The following is a 19,872-nucleotide window of genomic DNA, read 5'->3' as shown; positions in this document are numbered from 1 at the left end:
GCGCAATGACGATCAGCAGCGGGATCGGGATCGCCGGATGTGCTGCGTTCAGCATCGCCACCACCATGCCGGTGAAGCAGAGATTGGACGCCATCGACAGATCGATCGACCGGGTCAGGATGACCACCATCTGGCCGAGCGCCAGGATCATCAGGATCGAGGTGTCGTTGAACACCTGACGCAGATTGCCGGGGTCGGCAAAGGCCGGGAAGCGCGTCGAAATCAGCCCGATCAGCACGACGATGGCCGCCAACAGCCAGATTTCACGGTATTTCAGGAAAGCCTTCATGCCGCGATCCCCGCTGCCGTCCGAACCAGCGTCTCGGCGTCCAACCCCTTGTTGTCGTAGACCGCCGCGACGAGCCCCTCGCGCATGACCACGACGCGGTCGGACATGCCGAGGATTTCGGGCAGCTCGGAGGACACCATGATCACCGACAGGCCTTGCGCCACCAACTCGGCCATGAAGCCGTGCACGGCGGCCTTCGAGCCGATGTCGATGCCCTTGGTCGGCTCGTCCAGGATGATCACCTTGGGCGACGTCGCCAGCCATTTGGCGATGACGATCTTCTGCTGGTTGCCGCCCGACAGCGTGCCGACGTCCTGGCTGAGCGAGGAGGCCCTGAGGTCGAGCCGCTCGGTGTAGGAGCGGGCCAGATCGAACTCCTCCGACAGCCGCAGCAGGCCGGACTTCGATGTGCGCTTGAGTGAAGGCAGCGAGACGTTCTGGAAGATCGGCAGGCCGATCACCACGCCTTGCTTGCCGCGTTCTTCGGGCACGTAGACGATCCCGGCATCGATCGAATCCGCCGCCGATTTCGGCGCGAGCGTCTTGCCTTCCAGCGTGATCGTGCCGGCTGATGTGCGGGTGATGCCCGATATCGCCTGCATCACCTCGCTGCGGCCGGCGCCGACCAGGCCGTAGAAGCCGAGGATCTCGCCCTTGTGCAGTTCGAAGCCGATGTCGTTGAATTCGGTCGGATGCGACAGGCCGGAAACGGAGAGCACCGGCGCGCCTATCTCGGCCTTGCGCTGCGGGAAGATGTGATCGACCGCGCGGCCGACCATCAGGCGCACGATCTGGCTCTGGCCGGCATCCTTGATCAGGCCTTCGCCGACCATCTCGCCATCGCGGAACACCGTGTAGCGGTCGGCGATACGGTAGATCTCGTCGAACTTGTGGCTGATGAACAGGATTGCCTTGCCGTCGCTCTTGAGGAACTCGATCAGCAAAAAGAGCTCCTCGATCTCCTTCATCGAAAGTGCGGCGGTCGGCTCGTCCATGATGACGATCTGCGCGTCGATCGACATGGCGCGCGCAACGGCGACCAGATGCTTGTTGGCGATGCCGAGGTCCTTCAGGCGCGCATCGGCGTCGATGTGGCCGGCATGCATGGTGTCAAGCACTTCGCGCGCGTTCTTGCGCATCGTGCGCCAGTCGATGGTGCGCAATCGCGTGCGCGGCGCATGGCCGAGAAAGATGTTTTCTGCGACCGACAAATCGTCGAACAGCACGGTTTCCTGGTGGATGGCGGTGACGCCGTGCCCGAAGGCGGCATGCGCGCTCGGCAGGGTGACGGCCTGGCCGTCGATGCTGATCGTACCCCCGTCGGGCTGGTAGATGCCGGTCATGATCTTGACCAGCGTCGACTTGCCGGCGCCGTTTTCGCCGATCAGCGCCGTCACCTGCCCGGGGTAGAGCGACAGGCTGACATTGTGCAGCGCGCGCACGCCGGGAAAGCTCTTGGAGATGCCGGACAGCGTCAGGCGTGGAGCCGAGGCCGGAGGCCGCTCCTTCACCGCGCCGTGTTGGGCTGTCGTGTCCATAATCGTATCAAGCCCTGAAACAAGGTTCGTTTAAAGTCGCGGCGGGACGTGAGCCCCGCCGCGTCAGCTCGAGAGGACTCCAGATCAATAGATCTTGGAGAACTTTTCGATGTTCGACTTGTCTTCCTTGCCTGGCTTAGCCATCGCAGCCGAGTTGGTGTCGTCGAGCGTGACCTTGCCGACGCTCCCGCTCGACAGCGTGGCGCCGGGCTTCGCCTCTTCCTTCTTCACCGCCAGATCATGGGCGAGGTAGACGGCCGAGTAGCCGAGGTCGATCGGGTTCCACAGGGCAACCGCCTGACTGGAACCGTTGTCGATGAACTTCTTGAACTCGGACGGCAGCGCGAGGCCGGTGACATTGACCTTGCCGATCAGGTTCTCGTCGGTGACGACCTGGGCGGCGGCGACGACGCCGACGGTGGTCGGCGCGATGATCGCCTTGAGGTTCGGATAGGACTTCAACAGGCCCTTGGCTTCGTCGGTGCTCTTGGCCGAATCGTCATCGCCATAGACGGTGGCGACGAGTTTGATCTTGGGGAACTTCTCCGGCAGGATTTTCTTGGCCGCGTCGATCCAGGCGTTCTGGTTGGTGGCGGTCGAGGAGGCCGACAGGATGGCGACCTCGCCGCCTTCCGGCAGGTGGTCGGCGGCAAGCTTGATGATGGTCTCACCGATCAGGCCGGTATCGGACGGGTTGAGGTGAAGCTGGCGGCCTTCCTTGGCGACGCCCGAATCCCACGAGATGACGGTGATGCCGCGTTCCATGGCCTTCTTCAGCACCGGCACCAAGGCGTCGGCGTCATTGGCCGAAATGGCGATGGCGTTGACCTTCTGCGCGATCAGCGAATTGACCACTTCGATCTGCGCTTCGGCGGTCGCCTTGGTCGGGCCGGTGTAGATGATGTCGACATCGCCGAGTTCCTTGGCCGCCTCTTCGGCGCCCTTGTTGGCGGCATCGAAGAAGCCGTTGCCGAGCGATTTCACCACCAGTGCGATCTTGACGTTTTCGGCATAGGCGGCATTCACGAACATGGCGGCTGAGAATGCAGCCGTCACCATCAATTTCTTCAAGAAGCTCATCGAATTTCCTCCCTTGAGCGTTGCATTCCATCGTCGCTGCGAGCGCGAGTTGGCCTCAGGCCTGCAGTGAAGATTCTTCCTTGTTGGTCGCGGATGTGCGGGCGACGATCAGCGTCACCCCCGCGGTCTCCAGCATCTTGGCTTCGCGATCCTCGATGCCGTCATCGGTGATGACGGTGGCGATGCGCGACAGGCCGCACAGGATCAGGCTGGAGCGTTTGCGGAATTTCGAGGAATCGACCAGCACCACCAACTCGTCGGCTTGGTCGATCAGTTTCTGCTCCGCCTGGATCAAAAGCGGATCGCCCTCCATCAGGCCGAGCGGCCCCAGACCCTGCGCGCCCATGAACATGCGGCGCGCATAGAAATTGCGCGTCACGTCATTGTCGAAGGGCGACAGGATGATGTTCTGCTCGCGATAAATGGTGCCGCCCGACAGCATCACCGTGTTCTTGGAGTGCTTGAGCAGGTGCTCGGCGATCGGGAACGAATTGGTGAAGATCGGCATGCGGCGGCCGGTCAGGAAATGCACCATCTGAAAGGTGGTGGTGCCGCCATTGATGATGATCGGTTCGCCGTCCTTGCACAGTTCCACGGCTTCGCGTGCAATCGCCCGCTTCTGCGAGGCGTTGATCGTTTCGTTGACGGAAAAGGGCCGGCCGGCCAGCCCGATGAACTGCGGCGGCGAGATTGCCTCGGCGCCGCCGCGCACACGGCGCAGCCGCTTCTGGACGTGGAGGGCCGCGATATCGCGCCGGATCGTCGCCTCGGACGACTCCGTCAGGTCGACCATCTCCTGCACCGTCACCACAGGCTTTTCCTGGACAGCGGACAGAATGATCCTGTGGCGCTCTTTTTCGTGCATGGTTCCTCCCTGCCTGAGCATCTAGGCACCCAAAACGCGCAGTGTCAATCATTTCCGATCATATAATTTCATTGTGCAGTGCAATATGATCGATATTGATCGTTTGTGATTGACAAGCCGGCTGCTTCCGTGGAAATTCGGGGCCAAATGGCCGCGCCTTTTGCGTGCCTTCGGGAGGATTTCTTATGCTCGACAAGCGCACCGGCGCGCGCCTCGCCAATCTGTGGGACGAGGCCAAGGCTCACGCTATGAGCGGGCCGGAACTTCTGGTCTACCGCTCGAACACACTTGGTTCCGACAAGCGCGTCACCAACTATGGCGGCGGCAACACGTCGTCGAAGATCTGGGAGAGAGACCCGCTCACCGGCGAGGATGTCGAAGTGCTGTGGGTCAAGGGATCGGGCGGCGACAGCGCCTCGATCAAGCTGGACGGCTTTGCTACGCTCTACATGGACAAGCTGCGCGCGCTCAAAGGTCTCTATCGCGGCGTCGAGCACGAAGATGAAATGGTCGGCTTCCTGCCGCACTGCACCTTCAACCTCAATCCACGCGCGGCCTCTATCGACACGCCGTTGCACGCCTACGTGCCGAAGCCTTTTGTCGACCACATGCATCCCGATGCCATCATCGCCATTGCCGCCGCGAAGGATTCGAAGGCGCTGACCAAAGAAATCTTCGGCGACGCCATCGGCTGGTTGCCGTGGAAGCGTCCCGGGTTCGAGCTTGGCCTGTGGCTGGAGAAATTCTGCCTCGAACACCCCGATGCCAAGGGTGTCATCCTGGAAAGCCACGGCCTGTTCACCTGGGGCGACACCCCCAGGGAATGCTACGAGACGACGATCTCGGTGATCAACCAGGCGATCGAATGGTTCGAGCGCCGCTCCGAAGGTGTCGCTATCTTCGGCGGTGAAGTGGTCAAGGCACTCGACGCCACCGAGCGCCGTGCCATCGCGGCCAAACTGATGCCGAGGATTCGGGGCCTGATCTCGGAGAAGAGCCACAAAACAGGCCATTTCGACGATTCCGCCGCCGTGCTCGAATTCGTCAATTCCAGGGATCTGCGCCCGCTGGCGGCACTCGGCACCTCGTGCCCCGACCATTTCCTGCGCACCAAGATCCGCCCGCTGGTCATCGAATTCGATCCGGCCAAGCCCGATGTCGATGCGGTGATTGCGCGGCTTGCCGACGACATCGCAGCCTATCGCGTCGGCTACCAGGCCTACTACGACAGCTGCAAGCATCCGGACTCGCCCGCCATCCGCGATCCCAATGCCGTCGTCTACCTGATGCCCGGCGTCGGCATGTTCACCTTCGCCGGCGACAAGGCGACGGCGCGCATTTCGGGAGAATTCTATGTCAACGCCATCAACGTCATGCGCGGCGCCTCCACCGTCTCGTCCTATGTCGGGCTGCCTGCACAGGAAGCCTTCGACATCGAGTACTGGCTGCTCGAGGATCTGAAGCTGCAGCGCATGCCGAAGCCGAAGTCGCTTGCCGGCCAGATCGCCCTGGTCACGGGTGGCGCCGGCGGCATCGGCCGCGCCACGGCCAACCGGCTGCTGCGCGAAGGCGCCTGCGTGGTGCTGGCCGACATCGACGAGACAGCGCTGGCCAGCGCCAATGACGAACTGGCCAAGGTCTATGGCAAGGATTTCGTCCGCCCGGTGCTGATCAACGTCACCTCGGAGGACCAGGTTATCTCCGGCTTTGCCGAGACAGCGGTCGAGTTCGGCGGCATCGACATTCTGGTGTCGAATGCTGGCCTCGCCTCCTCGGCGCCGATCGAGGAGACGACGCTGGCGCTGTGGAACAAGAACATGGACATCCTGTCGACCGGCTATTTCCTGGTCTCGCGGGAAGCGTTCCGGCTGTTCCGCGCGCAGATGATTGGTGGCAACGTCGTCTTCGTCGCCTCCAAGAACGGCCTTGCCGCATCACCCAACGCCGCCGCCTATTGCACCGCCAAGGCCGCCGAGATCCATCTCGCCCGCTGCTTGGCGCTTGAGGGCGCGGAGGCGCAGATCAGGGTCAATGTCGTCAACCCGGACGCGGTGCTGCGCGGCTCGAAGATCTGGACCGGCGAGTGGAAGGAACAGCGCGCCGCCGCCTACAAGATGTCGACCGACGATCTGGAGGAGCACTATCGCTCGCGTTCGATGCTGAAGCGCTCGGTCTTCCCGGAAGACATCGCCGAAGCGATCTATTTCCTGGCGTCCGACATGTCGGCCAAGTCGACCGGCAACATCATCAATGTCGACGCGGGCAACGCCCAGAGCTTTACGCGCTAGCCGCTTCGCCCTTCTCCCCATCACTATACGGGGAGAAGGTGTCGGCAGGCGGATGAGGGGCAGCGCTGCCCGCATATATTTTGGGAGGAACCAGCACTTGTCCGAATCCATCATCTCCGCCGACCTCGTCGACAAGGACAACGCCGCGCGCAAGCCCAACCTCGAGCGCGACTACGCCTCGCTCGGCGAGCGGCTCGACCGTCGCGGCATCGCCATCGACGCTATCAGAGACAAGGTCGAGAAATTCGCGGTGGCGATCCCGTCCTGGGGTGTCGGCACCGGCGGCACGCGCTTTGCCCGCTTTCCCGGCGCCGGCGAGCCGCGCGATATCTTCGACAAGATCGAGGACTGCGCCGTCATCCAGCAATTGACGCAAGCGACGCCGACCGTCTCCCTGCACATTCCGTGGGACAAGGCCGACCCGAACCGGCTGAAGCAGGCGGCTTCGCGCTTTGGCCTCGGCTTCGACGCCATGAACTCCAACACTTTTTCCGACGCGAAGGACCAGGCGCTTTCCTACAAATTCGGCTCGCTGTCGCATGCCGATGCCGGCACGCGCCGGCAAGCGGTCGAGCACAATCTCGAATGTATCGAGATCGGCAAGACGCTCGGCTCCAAGGCCCTGACGGTGTGGATCGGCGACGGTTCGAACTTCCCGGGCCAGGTCAATTTCGCCAAGGCGTTCGAGCGCTATCTCGACGCCATGAAAGAGGTTTACGCCGGACTGCCCGCCGGCTGGAAGCTGTTCAGCGAGCACAAGATGTACGAGCCGGCCTTCTATTCCACCGTCGTGCAGGACTGGGGCACCAACTACATGATCGCCAGGGAATTGGGCGACAAGGCGTTCTGTCTCGTCGACCTCGGCCACCATGCCCCCAACGTCAACATCGAGATGATCGTCTCGCGGCTGATCCAATTCAAGAAGCTCGGCGGCTTCCATTTCAACGATTCGAAGTATGGCGACGATGATCTCGATGCCGGTTCGATCGACCCCTACCGGCTGTTCCTCGTCTTCAACGAACTGGTCGATGCCGAACTGTCCGGCACCGAGGGTTTCGATCCGGCGCACATGCTCGACCAGAGTCACAACGTCACCGATCCGATCGAAAGCCTGATGCTGTCGGCGGTCGAGGTGCAGCGCGCCTATGCGCAGGCGCTGCTCGTCGATCGCAAGGCGCTGGAAGGTTTTCAGGACAGTAATGATGCGCTGATGGCGACGCAGACGCTGAAAGCCGCCTACCGCACCGATGTCGAGCCGATCCTCGCCATGGCGCGGCTGAAGACTGGTGGCGCCATTGATCCGGTCGCGGCCTATAGGGCGGCGGGTTACCGCGCCAAGGTCGCTGCGGAACGGCCGGCGGTTGTGGGTGGCTCTGGCGGCATTGTCTGAGGCCGAGCCGGCCCCCTCATCCGGCCGTTTTGCGGCCACCGACCCTCCGGGCGTTCGTTGTTCGAAAAGCCAAGCAGTTGGCTTTTGGCCCGCTGCGCGGACCACGCCTCACCCCCGCTGGGGAGAAGAGACTGACGTCAGCGCTGACAACCTCCTCTCCCCTCGGGGAGAGGTCGGATTGCCTCGAATTGCGCTTCGCAATTCAGTTGGCAATCCGGGTGAGGGGGCTCTTCTCACGCTCCCTTAATTGTTAGTGGACTCGATCAGTCCAACACGGTCTTCTAGGCGTCCCCCCGCCCGGAGAACCGCCATGCCTCTCAACCGTCGGACACTGATCGCCGCCAGTCTTTCCATCACCTTCGCCCTCGCGCCGTTGACGGGCGTCTTCGCCGCATCGCCTGCGCCGGCCAAGGGCGAGCACGGCATGGTGGTGACGGCCCAGCATCTGGCGTCCGAAGTCGGTATCGAGGTGCTGAAAAAGGGCGGCAATGCTGTCGATGCGGCGGTTGCCGTCGGCTATGCGCTCGCGGTCGTCTACCCCAATGCCGGCAATATCGGCGGCGGCGGCTTCATGACCATCCGCTTCAAGGACGGCAAATCGACCTTTCTCGATTTTCGCGAGCGGGCGCCGCTGGCGGCGACAAAAACCATGTATCTCGACAAGGACGGCAACCCGGTGAAGGGGGCCAGTCTCGACGGCTATCTTGCGGTCGGCGTGCCGGGTTCGGTGGCCGGTCTGGAGATGGCCCGCGAAAAATACGGCAAATTGTCCCGCCAGGATTTGATGGCGCCGGCAATCGGCTATGCCAGGGACGGCTTCATCCTCAACCAGGGCGACGCCGCCTCGTTTGCCGGCAGCGCCGACAGGCTGGCGAAGGACCCCGCGGCCGCCGCCATATTCCTGAAACCCGACGGCAAGCCCTATGGCATCGGCGAGCGGCTGGTCCAGCCCGACCTCGCGGCGTCGCTCGCCGCCATTTCCGAAGAGGGTGCGGATGCCTTTTACAAAGGCGCCATCGCCGATGCCATCGTCAAGGCGAGCGGCGCCAAGGGCGGCATTCTCGCCAAGCCCGACTTCGAGCAATATGCGGTGCGCGAACTCAAGCCCGTGACCTGCACCTATCGCGGCTACGAGATCACCTCCTCGCCGCCGCCCAGCTCCGGCGGCGTCATCATCTGCGAAATCCTCAACGTTCTGGAGGGCTATCCCTTATCCTATCTCGGTGCCGGATCGGCCGAGTCCATCCATGTCATGGTCGAAGCGATGCGCTATGCCTATGTTGACCGCAATTCCGCGCTCGGCGATCCCGATTTCGTCGACAATCCGGTCTCGAAATTGCTTGATAAGGCCTATGCCAAGGATATCCGCGACAAGATCGACCCGTTCCGGGCCGGCGTGTCGCAGGATCTGATGCCGAAGGGCTTTGGCGAGAGCAAGGAGACGACGCATTATTCGATCATCGACGATGAAGGCAATGCGGTCGCGGTCACCTACACGCTGAATGGCTCCTTCGGAGCCGGCGTCGTCGCCGACGGCACCGGCATCCTGCTCAACAACGAAATGGACGATTTCACCCAGAAACCCGGCGTGCCCAATCTCTACGGCCTTGTCCAGGGCGAGGCCAACGCCATCCAGCCGAAGAAGACGCCGCTGTCGTCGATGAGCCCGACCGTGGTCGCCAAGGACGGCAAACCGTTCATGGTCATCGGCAGCCCGGGTGGCTCGCGCATCATCACGATCACGCTGGAAGCGATCGTCAATGTCATCGACCACGGCATGAACATCCAGGAGGCGATCGACGCGCCTCGCATCCACCATCAATGGCTGCCCGACAAGGTTTATGTCGAGCCGTTCGGCCTGTCGCCGGACACAGAAAAGCTGCTGGCCGGCATGGGATATCACCTCGATCTCGCTGACCAGACCTGGGGGCAGGCGGCCGGCATCCTGGTCGGCGGCAAGAGCCTGGCGGAAATCGAGAAGGGCGGCGGCGCGCGCTACAACGGCGCCATCGACAGCCGCGCGGCCTCTGGCGAGGCGCTCGGATACTGACAGCTCGGAGGAAAAACCTGGTGCAGCGTGGCGATTCGGGTTGATCGCCCGCTGCTCAAGTGGATCGGCTCACACCGATTTGGCCGTCACAAGACCAGCGTGAGAGTGGACGCAACCAGCATCAAGGCGGCAATGCCGACGAACAGCGCATAGATACGCGGCCGGTCGAGCAGCAGCGCGTTTCCGGATATCCAGGCGGACGTGGCGCCGCCAAGCGCGAAGAGGAAGCCGTTGCGGTGCCCGAAGACCATCGATGCGGCCATCAGCCCGCCAATGATCAGCGCACCGAACACGATGATCACGGCAACGGCATATCTCTCGAAATCATTGCCGCTACCCATGCTCGGGCCGATTGCGTTCAACGTCGGCAGGTCGTCCGGATCGAAAGGGTTCGTCGACCCGTATTCGTCTTGACCGGCAGGCTCTCGCATCATTCATTCTCCGTATAGCGGCAACAAACCATCAAGCCTTGCCGAGCGCAACCCGATCGCACTCCCTTCAATGCGTTTGGTACGGTCTTCTACACCTTCTGGCGACGACCGCCGCCGGTTTTTTGATTCGTTGCCTTTTTCAGGCAATCCAATCCAGAGCGCGCCGCCCGGAGGCGGTCGTGGGACCATCCATCCTGGAATGCATTCGTGGAGGAAAAATGATGCGGGACGTGGATTGCGCTTCGCGGGCAGCGATTTTCGGCGAGCGGGACGTCGCACGCCCACCGTGACGGTGCGAATCGTCTTGCCGCCATCCGGACGGAGGACAGGGCCGCGTCGAATCGCGGCTCTGGACGCGCGTCATCACAGGTTCATGCGGCGCGCTTCAGATCCCGCATGCCAGATCACTGCCAGCCGAGGCAGCCGAGCGGCATGCATCAGAACTTCATGCTGAGGCTGCCCTTGATGACGCGGCCTTCGCCATAGATGCAGCTGAGGTCGGCATTGCTGCCGGCCTCATAGCAGGTCGAATAGTAGGTCTTGTCGAACAGGTTGGAGACATTGAGCGCTGCCTGCCAGCCATTCTTCTTGTAGCGCAGTGCCGCGTCGACCAGCGTGTGGCCGGGCACGTTAACCGTGTTCGTACTGTCACCGAAGCTGGCGCCGATATAGCGCACGCCGGCGCCGACACTCAGGCCCTCGAGCACGCCGCTGCCAACCTCATAGTTGGCCCACAGCGATGCCTGGTGTTCCGGCACCCTGGCCGGGCGGTTACCGACGACGGCGGCGGCATCGCTGGTTATCTCCGCGTCGAGATAGGTGTAGGCCGCCGTCATGCTGAGGCCGGAAGCCAGATCTGCGTTGGCCTCGATCTCCAGGCCGCGATGGCGGACTTCTCCGGTCTGGACCTGGTAGACGGGATTGGCTGCTGCCGTCGGCACATTGGTCTTGCGCAGGTCGAACAGCGAAGCGGTGATGAAGCCGGGGAAGAAGGTCGGCTCGTATTTCAAGCCGACTTCATACTGCTTGCCCAACGACGGCAGCAGCGCGTCTCCGGACTGGGTCGGGCCGATATTGGTGGTGAAGGATTCGGCATAGCTGGCGTAGGGCGTCAGGCCGTTGTCGAAGAGATAGCCGATGCCGATATTGCCGGTGAAGGCATGGTCCTTCTGATCGTAGCTGCCTGCACCGTCGAGTCGGTTGAAATTGGTGTGGTCGATCCAGGCCTGCCGGCCGCCGATTGTCAGGACCCAGTGGTCGGCGATCTTGGACTGGTTTTGTGCATAGAGGCCGACCTGGCCGATCGTCTCCACGCGATCCGTAATGATGAGGCTCGGCGGCGTGACAGGGATCGAGTAGTCCGGGTTCTGGGTGTCCAGCGGCGGACCCGCCCCGTAGCCGTTGCGCCCGTCGACCGATTGTCTGCTGTAATCCAGACCGAACAGCAGCTTGTTTTCGACCACGCCGAAGTCAGCCTTGTACTCGGCCTGGTTGTCGACGTTGAACAGCCTTGCCGTCTCATCCACGGTGAACAGCGTGCGCTGCACCGTATGTTCGTCTGCGCCGATGTATGGGCCGCCAAGCCACTCGCCAAAATAGAGCTGCCGGTAGTCGGTTTCCTGCTGCGAGTAGCGCAGGTTTTGCCGCACCGTCCAATGGTCGTCGAACTCATGGCTGAACTGGTAGCCGATCGAACCATGGTTGGCATCGAAGCGGTCGAAGTCAGGCGAGCCGGTGAAGAAATTGCGCGGCAGATTGCCATACTGCGCCGGCAGAAACTGATTCGTCGTCAGCCTGTCCCACTGGTAGTTGGCCAGGACGGTCAGCGAGGTCTGCGCATCCGGCTGCCACTTGAGCGCCGGCGCGACGAAGATGCGGTCGTTGCGGGAATAGTCGGTTTCGAGCGCGCCGTTGCGAACCAGGCCGGTCAGCCGGTAGGACCACACGCCGGCATCGTCGATCGGGCCGCCTATATCCAGCCCGGCCTCGACGGTGTTGAAGCTGCCATAGCTGAGGAAGCCGTCATAGATCGGCTTGTCAGTCGGCCGCTTGGTGACGGCATTGACCATGCCGCCAGCCTCGTTCTCGCCGTAGAGCACCGAGGATGGCCCCTTCAAGACTTCGATTCGCTCCAGCCCGTAGGGCTCGATCTTGAAGCCTGAGAAATCGATCACTTTCTGCGGCAGCCCGTCGCGATAGATCGCCGACGTGCAGAGGTCGAACCCACGAATCAGGCATTGGTCGAAGCGATCGTCGACGCCCCATGGCGAGATGGTGACGCCGGCGAGATAGGACAAGGCGTCCTCAAGCTGCCCCGGCTGGCGATCGTCGAGCTGCTTGCGGGTCACCACCGAAATCGAGCGCGGAATTTCCTTCAGCGGCGTGTCGGTTTTCGAGCCGGTGGTGGTGTTTTTGGCGATGTAGCCGTCATCCGGTCCGACCGGGCTGTCGCTCTGTCCCTCGACATTGATCGGGTTGAGCTCGGTCGCGGCTTCCTGCGCAAGGACCTGGGTGCAAAGCAGGGTCGAAAGCGATGCGACCACGAGGCTCCGGGTCCGGCTTCGCCGCCGCGCCGCACGATATGCACTCAACCCCATCTTGATACCCTCACTGCCCGCAATGCGCGCAGGACCGGTCCGCCTTGCGCCAATTTAAATTTGTTGACTCGGTTAGTCATCTTCAATGTTGACTATGGAAGTCATGTTTCATAGTCAACCGACCATCGGCTGCCGGCAGCCAGATTTTTGAATGCGTCGTTTTGGAGAAAACCCGTGCCTGAAATCCACGCCCAGCCGGCTTTCCGCACAGGCGCTGCGCGATGATGGCAGCCCTTGAATCCCACAGGGCCGACCGTCTCCGCGGTCGGATCACCCGGCGCGGCGCGCTGGGACTTTTCGTTCTGCCCTTTGCCGCAATTGCATCGCCATCTGCCACGGCGAAACCGTTGCGCATCGTCTGCCTGGATGACGGCCTGGCCGAGACCTTGCTCATGCTCGGTGTCAGCCCGGTTGCCATTGCCGGTCGCGACATCTGGGAGACCTGGGTGGTCGAACCGCCGCTGCCGCCTGAGATCGCCGATGTCGGAACGCTGCTCGAACCCAATCTCGAATTGCTGCAGCAACTCAGGCCCGACATCATCCTGTCCATGCCGTATCTCGACGGCATCAAGCCGCTGCTCGAACGCGTGGCGCCGGTGACGACGATCGGGCTCTATACCGAGGCCGGGCAGCCCTATCAGCGCGCGCTCGAGGCGACGCGCCAGCTTGCCGGGCTTGTCGGCAAGGAAAGCGAAGGCGAGGCGCTGATCGCGGCGACAGATGCGTATTTTTCGGAAGTTCGCCGGCAACTGGCGCCGCTTTCGGCGCGGCCGATCTATGTCGTCAGCTTCATGGACCCGCGCAATGTGCGCGTCTACGGCAAGAAGAGTCTGTTTCAGGAGGTGTTCGATCGCATCGGGCTCGCCAACGCCTGGACGGCCGAGACCAATTATTGGGGGTTTTCGACCATTGGTATCGACGGGCTGGCGACATCCAGCGACGCTCGCCTCGCCTATCTTGAACCCTTGCCCGAGGGCGCGGGCGGCACGCTGACCGAAAGTCCGGTCTGGAACGCCATGCCTTTCGTGCGCAACCGCTCGATCATGCGTCTTCCCGCCGTCCATATGTTCGGCGCCCTTCCGTCCGCCACCCGTTTTGCTCGGGTCCTGGCGTCTGCGATGACTGTGGAGGCCGCCCGTGGCTGAGGATGCTGCGGCCATTGCCCAAGGGGGGAAGCATGCGTCGGCCGGCCGGGCCTCCGCGTGGAGCTTTTTCAGCAATCAGCCGGTAGGCGCGATCCTGCTTTGCGCGGTGCTGCTCGCGGCAGCGTCAGCGGCAACCGTCTCAAACCTCACCGTGCAGCTACCATCGGCGCTCTGGCTCCAATCGCTCGCCGCCCCCGACATCGCCGACATGCGGCAGGTGCTCGTCCACTATGCTTTCCTGCCTCGGCTTGCCGTCAGCCTTCTGTGCGGTGCGGCGCTCGGGCTTGCCGGAACCGTCCTGCAGCAGGTTCTGCGCAACCCGCTTGCCTCGCCCGAAACGGTCGGCGTCTCGGCCGGTGCCTATCTGGCGCTGGCGCTGACGACGCTTCTGTCACCGTCGCTGCTTGCCTTCGGGCGCGAATGGGTGGCGCTGGCTGGCGCATTCGTCGCCCTTGCCGCCGTTTTCGCTCTGTCCTGGCACAAGGGCCTGTCGCCGCTTTCGGTGGTGCTGGCGGGGCTTGTGGTCAGCCTTTATGCCGGCGCCATCGGTGCCGCTCTCATTGTGCTGCGGCATGAATGGCTGGCCAGCCTGTTCATCTGGGGCGCCGGTTCGCTCGGCCAGCAGGACTGGTCGACGACGCTGTGGCTGTTGCCGCGCATCGGCACTGCTGCGCTTGCGATCTTCTTCATGGTGCGGCCACTGACCTTGCTTGGCCTCGACGATGAAGGCGCGCGCAGTCTTGGCGTGCCGCTCGGCGCCTATCGCTTCGCCGGACTGGCGGCCGCCGTCGCGCTGATCGCGTTTGTCGTTGCCGCTGTCGGCGTCATCGGTTTCGTCGGCCTGGCCGCGGCGACGCTCGCGCGCATCGGCGGTGCCCGGCGGCTGGGCCAGCAACTGGTGATGGCGCCGCTGATCGGCGGGGCGCTGTTGTGGGCTGCCGACCAGGCCGTGCAGATCGCCACCGGGCCGCAAGGCGACCTGCTGCCGACCGGAGCGATTACAGCACTTCTCGGCGCGCCGCTGCTTCTCTGGCTGCTGCCGCGCCTTGCTCTTGGCTCGGAAGCCCCGACCTTGATGGCCGCGCGCCTGCCGCGCGCAAGCCGGCCCGGCCTTATGCTGACGGCGATCGGCCTGGCCTTGCTTTTGCTGCTCGGGCTGGCCCTGCTCTATGGACCGGGCCCGCATGGCTGGAACTTCGCCTTCGGCGACGAGCTGCAGCCTTTGCTGTCGTGGCGGTGGCCCCGCGTGCTTGCCGCGCTGAGCGCCGGGGCGATGCTGGCGCTTGCCGGGCTGATGATGCAGCGGCTGACCGGCAATCCGATGGCCAGCCCGGAAGTGCTTGGCATCAGCGCCGGTGCTGCGCTCGGCATGATGGTGGCGCTGTTTGCGCTCTCGGATGCCGGACGCCCGGTTCAGACGGCGGCGGCAACCATCGGCGCCTTCGCCGCTTTGCTGGTGACGCTGGCGATCGGCCGCCGTGCCGCCTATGCGCCGGAGCGGCTGCTGCTTGCCGGCGTTGCTCTGACGGCCTTGTTCGACGCGCTGATCCTGGTGCTCACCGCCACCGGCGATCCGCGTGCCATGCTGCTGCTCAACTGGCTGACCGGTTCGACCTATGGCGTCGATGTCGGTGACGCCTTGCTCACCGGTGGCATCGCCGTCTGCCTCTTCGCACTCGCGCCTTTCTTCATGCGTTGGCTCGACATCCTGCCGCTTGGCCCCGCCGCTGTGCAAGGCCTTGGCATTGACCTGAAGAGGACGCGGCTTCTCGTGCTGCTGGTGGTCGCGGCACTCACCGCAGCCTCGACGCTGATCGTCGGTCCGCTGACCTTCATCGGCCTGATGGCGCCGCACCTTGCCCGTCGCCTTGGCCTCTCCCGTGCGCTGCCGCAGGCCGTTGGCGCGGTGCTCGCCGGCGCGCTGATCATGGTCGCCGCCGACTGGGTGGGCCGCACCGCCATCTTCCCGCGCCAGGTCCCGGCCGGTCTCGTCGCCACACTGATCGGCGGCCCGGTGCTGATGTGGCTGCTGCGCCGCCGCTGACCTTTAGCCCTTGTGGAGATATCGATGTCCAAGTCGATGCCAGCCTTGATCGCCGACACCACGGTCCACGATCTTGTCCCGGCGCAGGGCGGCGCCCCCTGGCGGATATTCCTGCATGTGCCGTCCGGGCCGGTGCCCGAGGCCGGCTGGCCTGTGCTCTACATGACCGACGGCAACGCCGTCATCGGCACGGCGGTCGACGCCATGCGCGCGCAGGCCTTCTATCCAACGGGCACCAATGTCGGCTGGGGCGTCATCGTCGCCATCGGCTATCCCGTCGAGGGCGCCTATGACCCGCTGCGCCGCTCATGGGATCTCGGCCCGCCGCCGGGCAAGACCTATCCGCCCTTCTATGAGGGCACGCCCGAAGTCCGGACCGGTGGGGCAGGGGAGTTCCTTGCCTTCATCGAGGACGAGTTGAAGCCGTGGGTCGCCAGTCGGATCACGGTCGACGCTAGCCGCCAGGCGCTTTATGGCCATTCCTTCGGTGGCTTGTTTGCGCTCTATGCCCTGTTCACGCGGCCCTCGGCCTTCCAGACCTGGATCGCGGCGAGCCCCGCCATCTATTGGGAAGACCGTGCCATCGATCGCTTTCTCGAAACCTTCGAGGCCGCCATCCCCGCTGGTTTGGCGACGACCGTGATCCTGTCGGCCGGCGAGTACGAGACCGAGAAGCTGGCGCCGTTTCAGATTGGCGCCGAGGACGAGGAAAAGCGCCTCCAGCAGAAGAAGGTGACATGCACCGACGAATTCGCGCGGGCAATGGCGCAGCGGCTTGATGCTCTCCCGGGCGTGCGTGCGCGCTTCGAGCTGCACGCCGGCGAGAACCACATGTCGATCCTGCCGGTCACGGTCAATCGTGCGGTTCAGGCAGCGTTTGCGGTCAGGGCTTGCGACTAACGGCCTTCACCTCTCAACGCTGCAATGGCTTGTTCTCGTTGTGTGGCTGCGTCCGCGTCCATAGCGCCAAAACGCAGGGCACAGCGGAATTTTTCCCCGGGTGCGACGCGAACCAGGCGGCCTCTTTCCTTGGCCGCAAGATAGCCGTCTGGTTCGGCGGTGGCCGGCAGCACGAGGCCAAGCGCGTCCTGGTCGGCGCCGCGTGTGATCCAGCGGACGGCATAATTGAGCTCGTCGGGGCGAAAGCTGACGAAATCCGCAGTACGGTCCGGATGGACCTGCAAGGCGTGCGCCCAGCCCTGGGGGTCCGCCTTAGCCCTCATCGTCAGCACGAGTTCTGGGTCGATCGGCTCGCCCTTGGTCAGCAGGCGATGCCGCGAAGGATTGGCGACAACGGCATCGCGGTAGGCAAGGTAGCTTTCGCTCGGCGTGAAAAAGGGCGGCAGCGTCTGGCGCACGACAATGTCCGCGGAATCATCCGCTACGGTGTCGACCAGGCGCCCGCCATCGGCCGGTTTGAAATTGATGTGCGCCAGGTACATCAACTCCATGGCCGAGCGTTTCAGGTTCTCGATCACGATGTCGACGGCGAGGCTGCTGGCGTCGAGTTGCAGCCGTACGGTGGGCTCCATCACATATGGCTGAAAGCGACGGTCTGTCGACAGCGCCCCGTCAGCGCCATGAAAGGCCCTTCGGAATTGCTGCCGGCGATCAGTTGCACATCCTGATAGGGCGCATTGGGCAGGTCGCCGTGAAGCGGGTGGCGGTCATCCGGCCCCGGATTTCCCATTGCGGTGGCGCCGCAGTGGATGAAGAACGCGCCGTAGTTGGAAAGATAGTCGCGGGTCGCGACCGGCTCATCGAACATCGAGCGCATGGTCCGGGAGCGGCCGAGGAAGGTCGCGTCCCAAATCTGCTGTCCTTGGAACGGCAGCATGACGATTTCGCCCTTCGCGTTGCTGATCCGAAGCCCGGCAACGCCGGATCGGTAGCGAAAGGCGGTGGCGACAAGCCCGCGATAACGCGCGACGATGGTTTCCGACGCGCCGAACTGCTCGGGCACGAGGTCGACGAAGACGTGATCGGAGTAGTCCAGATGCATTGTTTCGACCTTATCCACCGCAAGCGTGCGTGCCGATAGTCGCAGGAAACATCTGGAAATCAACGGCAGCACGTCTCACAGCTTCTGCCAGGACGGCTGGTGGCAGAGTCTCTTCGCGCCCTCCTGGGAGAGCGCTCGAAACTGCAAGCTTGCCAGGCAATATCCCGCGATTGCCTATCCGCGAGCCGGCGGCAGCTCGAACAAAGTGGCGCCGTTCTCCCGGCCGCGCTCGACATAGCCGATAACGCCGAACCATCTTGCGACATCCGGCCCCTGGAGCCAACTGCGCGAGTGGATGGCGAGGTTGCCGGCGAGCGCCTGGATGTGCCTGATATGCCGCTTGCAGAAGCGAACGGTCGCGGCGCGGAAGAAGTCCTCCCGTGCGGCGAACAGCGTGTCGGCGGCGTCGCTGTTCTCGTGCCAGGCGATGATCGCCACGGCCTTGTCGCCCTCGACAAGCGCGTGCGCGCGGCCCTCCTTCAAATTCATCATCAGATTGTCGTAGGCGATCTTGCTGTCCTTGCCGGCCGCCACGTATTCGTCCGACATCCGCTTGGACAGACCGCGAAAGACATCCTCCAGATCCCCAAGCGTCGCTGCGCGTGCTCTCATTTCACCTCCTGCAGCCCCGGCAGGCAGTTTGCCCTAGGGTTGAGGGGTGGCCAAGCAAATTAAATCCGTCTGCGGGCTAATGTGCGCAAAGTGATTCCACTTGGCGATGCAGGCGGCGACGCGATGGGGTGTGTCCAAAACGGACCGGGGAGTAGTGGTGCCCAGAGGCGGATTCGAACCACCGACACGCGGATTTTCAGTCCGCTGCTCTACCAACTGAGCTATCTGGGCCTGTTCCGGCAAACGAAAACTCGTTGGCCGGAATTCATCGAGGCGCCGTGGGGCGCCCCTTGAAAGCGCGTGGGTTATAGCACGGGAATTCGGCCTGTCCAGCGCCTAGTGGGCGATTTCAGGCAGGAAAAGCGACGCCGTGCGGTGCCCCGGTTTCCATGCCGCTTGCGGGCGGGAATCGGGCACGGCATGGCACGATGCGGCCTTCGCCATCCCTGTCCGTGCCGCTATTGCCGGCTGACATGCCGTGGCACTGCCTTTAGCCGACGATCGAGGCGCACAATGCTTCGCGGCTCAGACCCGCATTGGTCGCCGCCACCTATCTGGCGCCGGTCACGCCTCTACGAAAATCGGAGGGCGACATGCCGGCGAGCTTGCGGAACGACTTGTTGAAGGCGCTGAGCGAGCCGAAGCCCGAATCCATGGCGACGCGCAGCACATTGGCGTCCTGATGCATCACCTGCGCCGCGCTCGCGCTTGCCCTGGGCTCAGCCCCGGCCTTCGCGCAATCCGGCGAAATCACCATCTGGAGCCGGAATGTCGCGGCTTCATCGCTGAAGGCGACGATTGCCGGTTTCAACAAGCAATTTCCCGACGTCAAGGTCACGGTCCAGGATCTCGGCAACCAGCCGACGTACGGCAAGTCGATCGCCGGCTGCGCCGCCGGCCCGCACACATCAGCCGAGCTCGATCACGACCAGATCTGGTCACTGGGCGCCCGGCTCATTTCGAATCGTCGGGGTCCGTTTCTTCCTCGTCGTCGCGAGCCTTGATGACGTAAGCGCCCTTCAGCCAGCGATTGAGGTCGATGTCCTTGCAGCGCGTCGAGCAGAACGGGAAGGTGTCGCGCGCCGAGGGCTTGCCGCATTCGGGGCAGGGGCGCTTCGGGCGCAAGGGCGTGACTTTGGGATCGGAATTCACAGCCGGGGTCCCGCCAGCCAGCCGCCATGCACCTTGAAGCCTTCGCCGCTCAACAGCGCGACGGTCTCATAGAGCGGCAGCCCGACGACATTGGTGTAGGAGCCGACCAGCTTGACGACGAAGGCGCCGGCGAGGCCCTGGACCGCGTAACCACCCGCTTTGCCGCGCCATTCGCCCGAGGCGACATAGGCGTCAATCTCTTCGCGCGGCAGCCGCTTGAAACGCACCCGCGTCTCGACCAGCCGTTGGCGCAGCTTGCCACCCGGGGTGATCAGGCAGATGCCGGAATAGACCCGGTGCGAACGGCCCGACAACAGCCCGAGGCAGTTGGCAGCGTCGTCGAGGGTTTCCGCCTTGGGCTGTTGTCGGGCCGTTCGCACCGGGTCTAT

The 19,872-nt window shown here is 63.6% G+C and carries 16 protein-coding genes, 1 tRNA gene and 3 pseudogenes; 7 read left to right on the top strand and 13 right to left on the bottom strand.

All coding sequences use genetic code 11. From position 1 onward, the window contains the following. From EN906_RS03320 to EN906_RS03305, 4 genes and pseudogenes are all read right to left on the bottom strand, one after another. A pseudogene (locus EN906_RS03320) lies at nt 1-289 on the bottom strand (ABC transporter permease); the annotation flags it as partial. After that, complete coding sequence (locus EN906_RS03315) at nt 286-1,827, bottom strand: sugar ABC transporter ATP-binding protein (protein ID WP_127269353.1); 1,542 nt, start codon at nt 1,825-1,827, stop codon at nt 286-288. The gene EN906_RS03315 and the pseudogene EN906_RS03320, both read right to left, overlap by 4 nt. An 84-nt stretch (nt 1,828-1,911) precedes the next feature. Beyond that, complete coding sequence (rhaS, locus tag EN906_RS03310; RefSeq protein ID WP_127375067.1) at nt 1,912-2,907, bottom strand: rhamnose ABC transporter substrate-binding protein; 996 nt, start codon at nt 2,905-2,907, stop codon at nt 1,912-1,914. Nucleotides 2,908-2,962: 55 nt separating this feature from the next. Next, a complete protein-coding gene (locus tag EN906_RS03305; RefSeq protein WP_023813909.1) occupies nt 2,963-3,772 on the bottom strand; it encodes a DeoR/GlpR family DNA-binding transcription regulator in 810 nt (269 codons plus the stop codon). A gap of 185 nt (nt 3,773-3,957) precedes the next feature. Between EN906_RS03305 and EN906_RS03300 the strand changes: the two genes are divergently transcribed. From EN906_RS03300 to ggt, 3 genes are all read left to right on the top strand, one after another. Next, nucleotides 3,958-6,060 (top strand): bifunctional rhamnulose-1-phosphate aldolase/short-chain dehydrogenase, encoded by a 2,103-nt coding sequence (locus EN906_RS03300; protein ID WP_127267355.1) that lies wholly within the window; start codon nt 3,958-3,960, stop codon nt 6,058-6,060. A gap of 97 nt (nt 6,061-6,157) precedes the next feature. Continuing rightward, a complete protein-coding gene (gene rhaI / locus EN906_RS03295; protein ID WP_164748870.1) occupies nt 6,158-7,450 on the top strand; it encodes an L-rhamnose catabolism isomerase in 1,293 nt (430 codons plus the stop codon). 310 nt (nt 7,451-7,760) lie between these two features. Then, complete coding sequence (ggt, locus tag EN906_RS03290; RefSeq protein WP_127271721.1) at nt 7,761-9,500, top strand: gamma-glutamyltransferase; 1,740 nt, start codon at nt 7,761-7,763, stop codon at nt 9,498-9,500. Nucleotides 9,501-9,586: 86 nt separating this feature from the next. Here ggt and EN906_RS03285 read toward each other — a convergent pair whose 3' ends face one another. Both EN906_RS03285 and EN906_RS03280 read right to left on the bottom strand, forming a co-directional pair. Next, nucleotides 9,587-9,934 carry a hypothetical protein gene (locus tag EN906_RS03285; RefSeq protein ID WP_032808338.1) on the bottom strand — a complete coding sequence of 116 codons (348 nt, stop codon included), beginning with the start codon at nt 9,932-9,934 and terminating at the stop codon, nt 9,587-9,589. A 434-nt stretch (nt 9,935-10,368) separates the two neighbouring features. Beyond that, entirely contained in the window at nt 10,369-12,474 is a 2,106-nt protein-coding gene (locus EN906_RS03280; protein ID WP_164748871.1) for a TonB-dependent siderophore receptor, read from the bottom strand. Nucleotides 12,475-12,875: 401 nt separating this feature from the next. Between EN906_RS03280 and EN906_RS03275 the strand changes: the two genes are divergently transcribed. From EN906_RS03275 to EN906_RS03265, 3 genes are read left to right on the top strand one after another with little or no spacing between them, the layout of a single operon-like run. Beyond that, entirely contained in the window at nt 12,876-13,673 is a 798-nt protein-coding gene (locus EN906_RS03275) for an ABC transporter substrate-binding protein (RefSeq protein ID WP_245456803.1), read from the top strand. Further along, nucleotides 13,666-15,717 carry a Fe(3+)-hydroxamate ABC transporter permease FhuB gene (fhuB, locus tag EN906_RS03270; protein WP_127272357.1) on the top strand — a complete coding sequence of 684 codons (2,052 nt, stop codon included), beginning with the start codon at nt 13,666-13,668 and terminating at the stop codon, nt 15,715-15,717. The genes EN906_RS03275 and fhuB overlap by 8 nt, the downstream gene beginning before the upstream one ends. Nucleotides 15,718-15,741: 24 nt before the next feature. After that, nucleotides 15,742-16,617: an alpha/beta hydrolase-fold protein gene (locus EN906_RS03265; RefSeq protein ID WP_127269088.1), complete on the top strand. Its 876-nt coding sequence runs from the start codon at nt 15,742-15,744 to the stop codon at nt 16,615-16,617. Here the strand turns inward: EN906_RS03265 and EN906_RS03260 are convergent. The 5 genes and pseudogenes from EN906_RS03260 to EN906_RS03240 all read right to left on the bottom strand — a co-directional run. After that, on the bottom strand, nt 16,614-17,249 hold the full coding sequence (locus EN906_RS03260) for a hypothetical protein (protein ID WP_127269087.1): 636 nt from the start codon (nt 17,247-17,249) through the stop codon (nt 16,614-16,616). The genes EN906_RS03265 and EN906_RS03260 overlap by 4 nt on opposite strands. Then, a complete protein-coding gene (locus tag EN906_RS03255) occupies nt 17,249-17,719 on the bottom strand; it encodes a hypothetical protein (protein ID WP_127269086.1) in 471 nt (156 codons plus the stop codon). Before EN906_RS03255 ends, EN906_RS03260 begins: the two co-directional genes overlap by 1 nt. A 174-nt stretch (nt 17,720-17,893) precedes the next feature. Then, the gene (locus EN906_RS03250; RefSeq protein ID WP_023813918.1) at nt 17,894-18,331 is read right to left on the bottom strand and encodes a hypothetical protein; all 438 of its coding nucleotides are present in this window, start codon (nt 18,329-18,331) and stop codon (nt 17,894-17,896) included. Between the two features lie 155 nt (nt 18,332-18,486). Beyond that, nucleotides 18,487-18,562, bottom strand: a tRNA-Phe gene (locus tag EN906_RS03245). Nucleotides 18,563-18,881: 319 nt separating this feature from the next. Continuing rightward, nucleotides 18,882-19,046 (bottom strand): annotated as a pseudogene (locus EN906_RS03240) (helix-turn-helix domain-containing protein); the annotation flags it as partial. Here EN906_RS03240 and EN906_RS38040 point away from each other — a divergent pair. Beyond that, a pseudogene (locus EN906_RS38040) lies at nt 19,018-19,230 on the top strand (ABC transporter substrate-binding protein); the annotation flags it as partial. The pseudogenes EN906_RS03240 and EN906_RS38040 overlap by 29 nt on opposite strands. 55 nt (nt 19,231-19,285) lie before the next feature. Here EN906_RS38040 and yacG read toward each other — a convergent pair. After that, on the bottom strand, nt 19,286-19,483 hold the full coding sequence (gene yacG / locus EN906_RS03230; RefSeq protein ID WP_127269085.1) for a DNA gyrase inhibitor YacG: 198 nt from the start codon (nt 19,481-19,483) through the stop codon (nt 19,286-19,288). After that, a partial coding sequence (locus EN906_RS03225) for a Maf family protein (protein WP_206529067.1) occupies nt 19,480-19,872 on the bottom strand: 393 nt, incomplete at its 5' end. The genes EN906_RS03225 and yacG, both read right to left, overlap by 4 nt.

It is taken from the genome of Mesorhizobium sp. M7A.F.Ca.CA.004.06.1.1 (genome assembly GCF_003999135.1).
Lineage (GTDB): Bacteria > Pseudomonadota > Alphaproteobacteria > Rhizobiales > Rhizobiaceae > Mesorhizobium.
Note: the sequence above shows the minus strand (reverse complement) of the source record. Positions and strands in the feature narration are given on the sequence as shown.